This window comes from Methylorubrum sp. Q1 (assembly GCF_004683995.1).
GTDB lineage: Bacteria > Pseudomonadota > Alphaproteobacteria > Rhizobiales > Beijerinckiaceae > Methylobacterium.
Window position 1 is genome coordinate 1 of sequence record NZ_SRHQ01000084.1, and the last position, 1,183, is coordinate 1,183.

1 protein-coding gene is annotated in these 1,183 nt (G+C 66.9%); it reads left to right on the plus strand.

Annotated features, from left to right (window positions below):
• On the plus strand, positions 1-1,183 hold a 1,183-nt coding region (tuf, locus tag E4V01_RS25350), incomplete at both ends, for an elongation factor Tu (RefSeq protein ID WP_135300295.1).

Sequence of the window (1,183 nt, forward strand, 5' to 3'; positions counted from 1 at the left end):
AAGGAAAAGTTCTCCCGTACCAAGCCGCACTGCAACATCGGCACGATCGGGCACGTGGATCACGGCAAGACGTCGCTGACGGCGGCGATCACGAAGGTTCTGGCGGAGTCGGGCGGGGCGACCTTCACGGCCTACGACCAGATCGACAAGGCGCCGGAAGAGAAGGCGCGCGGCATCACGATCTCGACCGCCCACGTCGAGTACGAGACGAAGAACCGCCACTACGCGCACGTCGACTGCCCCGGCCACGCCGACTACGTGAAGAACATGATCACCGGTGCCGCCCAGATGGACGGCGCGATCCTGGTCGTGTCCGCCGCCGACGGCCCGATGCCGCAGACCCGCGAGCACATCCTGCTCGCCCGCCAGGTCGGCGTGCCGGCGCTGGTGGTGTTCCTCAACAAGGTCGACATGGTCGATGACGAGGAGCTCCTGGAACTGGTCGAGCTGGAGGTGCGCGAGCTGCTCTCCAAGTACGACTTCCCCGGCGACGACATCCCGATCACCAAGGGCTCGGCCCTGATGGCGCTCGAGGACAAGGAGCCCAAGATCGGCAAGGAGGCCGTCCTGGCGCTGATGGCGACGGTCGACGAATACATCCCGCAGCCCGAGCGTCCGATCGACATGCCGTTCCTGATGCCGATCGAGGACGTGTTCTCGATCTCGGGCCGCGGCACGGTGGTGACGGGTCGCGTCGAGCGCGGCATCGTCAAGGTCGGCGAGTCGGTGGAGATCGTCGGCATCCGTCCGACGACGACGACGACGGTGACCGGCGTCGAGATGTTCCGCAAGCTGCTCGACCAGGGCCAGGCGGGCGACAACGTCGGCGTGCTGCTGCGCGGCACGAAGCGCGAGGACGTGGAGCGCGGCCAGGTCGTGTGCAAGCCGGGTTCGGTGAAGCCGCACTCGAAGTTCAAGGCCGAGGCCTACATCCTGACGAAGGAGGAGGGCGGCCGCCACACGCCGTTCTTCACCAACTACCGCCCGCAGTTCTACTTCCGCACGACGGACGTGACCGGCGTGTGCACGCTGCCCGAGGGCACCGAGATGGTGATGCCGGGCGACAACGTGACCATGGACGTGGTGCTGATCGTGCCGGTGGCCATGGAAGAGAAGCTGCGCTTCGCCATCCGCGAGGGCGGACGCACCGTCGGTGCCGGCGTCGTCGCCGCCATCAACGACT